The following is a 3,586-nucleotide window of genomic DNA, read 5'->3' as shown; positions in this document are numbered from 1 at the left end:
GTCCCCGGCCCCATCCAGTCGACGTCCCCCGGCGGCGTCCAGTCCCCGCACCGCCCCCCGATCTGGCTCCTCGGCTCCTCCGGCTTCAGCGCCCGCCTCGCCGGCACCCTCGGTCTGCCGTTCGCCTTCGCCCACCACTTCTCGGCGCAGAACACCGTCCCGGCCCTGGAGCTCTACCGGGAGTCCTTCCGCCCGAGCGGGGTACTGAAGGAGCCGTACGCCGTCATCGGCGTCTCCGCCCTCGCCACGGACGACGAGAAGGAGGCCCGCCGCCAGGTCCTGGCCGCGAGCCTCAACATGGTCCGCCTGCGCACCGGACGCCCCGGCCTCGTCCCCACCCCGGAAGAGGCGGAGGCCTACGACTTCAGCCCCATGGAACGCGAGTTCATCACGTCCTGGAACGCCAACGTCGTCCACGGCTCGGTGGACGAGGTCCGCGCCGGCCTGGACGACCTCCACAAGCGCACCGGCGCCGACGAGCTCATGCTCACCTCCCACGCCCACAGCGCGGAGCTGCGGCTGCGCAGCTACGAACTGATCGCCGACGCCTACGGGTTGCCGACGGTCTGACCGCCCATCAGCTCGGAGATACGATCCGGCGCCACCGGCCGCGAGTACAGCCACCCCTGGCCGGTGTCGCAGCCGATACGGCGCAGCCGGGAGGCCTGGGCCGAGGTCTCCACGCACTCCGCGGTGACGGTCAGCCCCAGCCGGTGGGCCAGCTGGATCATCGCCTCGACGACGACCTCGTCGGCCGGGTTGGGCGAGGCACCCGTCCCCTCGTACTGGAAGCCCCTGACGAAGGAGCCGTCCAGCTTCAGGACCGCGACCGGGAGGCGGCTGAGGTAGGCGAGGTTGGAGTAGCCGGTGCCGAAGTCGTCGATGGCGATGTGGACGCCCATGTCGCTCAACGCCTGCAGGGCCTGGAGGGGGCGGCCCGCCGAGCCCATGACCGCGGACTCCGTCAGCTCCAGCTGGAGGAGGCCCGGGGCCAGACCCGTCTCCGCGAGGATGTCGGCGACGTCCTGGACCAGGTCGGAGTCCCAGACCTGGCGGACCGCGACGTTCACGCTGACGAAGATCGGCGGCTCGCCGGGGTGGTCCAGCTGCCACTGCCGGGCCTGCCGGCAGGCGGTGGCCAGCACCCAGCGGCCGAGCTGGACGATCGAACCGTCCTCCTCGGCCAATCCGATGAACCGATTCGGCGTCAGCATGCCGAACTGCGGATGGTTCCAGCGGACCAGCGCCTCGACCCCCCGGAGCCGGCCGTCCTCCATGCCGACCAGCGGCTGGTACTCCAGCGTGAACTCGCCGCGCTCGATGGCCGGCCGGAGCGTGGAGGCGAGCGCCTGACGGGTCATCCGGTGGGCGTTGCGCTCCGGGTCGAAGAGCGTCCAGCGGGACTTGCCGTCGGCCTTCGCCCAGTAGAGCGTCGTGTCGGCGGCCTGGACCAGGGCGGTGGGGGTGGTGCCGGCCGCGTGCCGTTCCACGACACCGATCGACGCGGAGACGGAGAGCCGGCGCCCGGAGATGTCGAAGGGCGCCTGGATCGCCTTCAGTACGGCCTCGGCGAGATCCGCCAGCTGGTCGGTGCCGGTGGAGTCCTCGACGAGCAGGGCGAACTCGTCGCCGCCGAGTCTGGCCACCAGCGGCGCGCTGCCCCGGGTGAGGCCCGCCTCGTCGGCGCAGCGGGTCAGACGCTCGGCCACCGCCGCCAGCAGCCGGTCGCCGACACGGTGGCCCAGGGTGTCGTTGATCGCCTTGAAGCCGTCGAGGTCGAGATAGCAGAGCCCGATCCGCCCGGTGCCGCCCTGGGCGTACGACTCCACCTCGAGGGCGGCCGACAGGCGTTCGAAGAACAGGGTGCGGTTGGGTAGCCGGGTCACCGGGTCGTGCATCTGCAAGTGCCGCAGCCGGGCCTGGAGTTCGCGATGCGAGCTGATGTCGGCGAGGGACAGCAGCACACCGGGCCCGCCCGTGCCCAGCGGCGCGACCGTCACCTGCACCCACACGGACTGACCGTCGGGATGCTTGAGCCGGCGGGTGCACCGCAGCCTGGCCTGCCGGCCGCGCAGCACTTCCTGGTAGGCGTGCCAGGTACGCGCGTCCGAGGCCAGATCCACCAGCTCGGCGGCGACCTGCCCGGCCAGCGCCTCGGGCGCGCTGCCGAGGAGTTCGCCCAATGTCTCGTTGGCGCCGACGACCACGCCCTCGCGGTCCACGACGGCCATGGCCAGCGGCGCGGCCGCGAACGCCGATCGGTACGTCGGGGACGCCTGGGACGGCGAGGATGCCGTACGAGGTGACGTACTGAAGTCACTGTCCGTGACGACCGCCCGGTCGAGATCTGCCGCGGGCGCCGGCCCTTCGGAGGTTCCGCTCACCGTTCGCTCCCGCAGTGCACTCGATCTCTGTCCGTGCAGGAAAGTGTGCCGATCATAGAGGCTGGCCCCCACCCCTTCCAGCCACCGTCCAGTGTCCCGGAACAACCGGCCCTTCTGACAGATCGTTTCTGCCCGCACCTGGACGGCTTGTTGGGGCGTCCGACCAGGTGTGACGTTCCGTGAGCGATTCGGGGTGTCGCTTCTGACGGTTCTTCGCCGTACTCACTCGTCTGGTGCAGACAAACAGGGCGTAGTACGACAATCTCATACAGGCTGGGTGCGGTGTCCCGCGAACCGCACCCGGAGGTCTCTGTGCCGCGCCCCTTTCCGCGCCCCCGACTGCGCAGCACTGCGGCCGTGTTCACCACCATGTCGGCGTTGGCCGCCACCTCTCTCATCACCGGTCCGTCGGCCGCCGAACCCTTCTCGGCCGAACCCTGTGCCCTGACCCGCACTCAGGCGCACCACTCCGAGGGCCTGGACACCTGGAACACCGCCTATCCGCGCCCTTCCCGGGCCCTCGACGCGGTGATGGTGTTCCTGTCCTTCCCGGACGCGACCCCGCGCACCACGCCCGACGAACTGGCCGCCGACCACTTCCCGGCCACCAGCCGCTTCTTCGAACAGGCCTCCTACGGCAAGTTCACGCTGCGCCCGCATCCGCTGCGGCACTGGATCCGGATGCCGCAGCCGTCCACGGCGTACGCCATACAGCGTGACTGGAGCGCGTCCCACCGCGCCGCCTATCTGCGCGACGCGCTGACCGCGGCGGACGGTCTGGTGGACTTCTCCCAGTACGACGTCGTCTACTTCGTCGCCGATCCGGACGCGCCCGGCGTGGACTCCGACGCGACGAAGGTCGTCAACCTGGACGTCCCGCTGCGGGCCGACGGCACGGACATCCGCCGGGTCGTCACGGTCTTCGAGCAGCACCCGCCGGACCGGCTCGTTCTCGCCCATGAGACCGGTCATGTCTTCGACCTGCCCGATCTCTACCACCGCCCGGTGGACGGCAAGGGCGACTGGGACACGTTCGTCGGCGACTGGGACCTGATGGGCAGCCAGTTCGGGCTGTCGCCGGACCTGTTCGCCTGGCACAAGTGGAAACTGGGCTGGCTGGAGCCGCGGCAGGTGACGTGTGTGCAGGGCTCGACGCGGCTGACGCTGGAGCCGCTGGGGGCGGGGCCGGTGGCGGCGGGGTC

3 protein-coding genes are annotated in these 3,586 nt (G+C 70.9%); 2 read left to right on the top strand and 1 reads right to left on the bottom strand.

Annotated elements, in window-relative coordinates:
* On the top strand, positions 1-570 hold a 570-nt coding region (locus tag HLK59_RS49005), incomplete at its 5' end, for an MsnO8 family LLM class oxidoreductase (protein WP_171148170.1).
* On the opposite strand, the gene HLK59_RS49000 is transcribed toward HLK59_RS49005, so the two are convergent.
* A complete protein-coding gene (locus HLK59_RS49000) occupies positions 549-2,384 on the bottom strand; it encodes a bifunctional diguanylate cyclase/phosphodiesterase (RefSeq protein WP_171148169.1) in 1,836 nt (611 codons plus the stop codon). The genes HLK59_RS49005 and HLK59_RS49000 overlap by 22 nt on opposite strands.
* Positions 2,385-2,666: 282 nt before the next feature.
* Between HLK59_RS49000 and HLK59_RS48995 the strand changes: the two genes are divergently transcribed.
* Positions 2,667-3,586 (top strand): M6 family metalloprotease domain-containing protein (locus tag HLK59_RS48995; protein WP_346780006.1); only part of this gene is annotated, 920 nt, incomplete at its 3' end.

The organism is Streptomyces sp. S3(2020), from assembly GCF_013044505.1.
GTDB lineage: Bacteria > Actinomycetota > Actinomycetes > Streptomycetales > Streptomycetaceae > Streptomyces.
The sequence above is the reverse complement of the archived record's forward strand: the minus strand, read 5'-3'. Positions and strand labels throughout refer to the sequence as shown.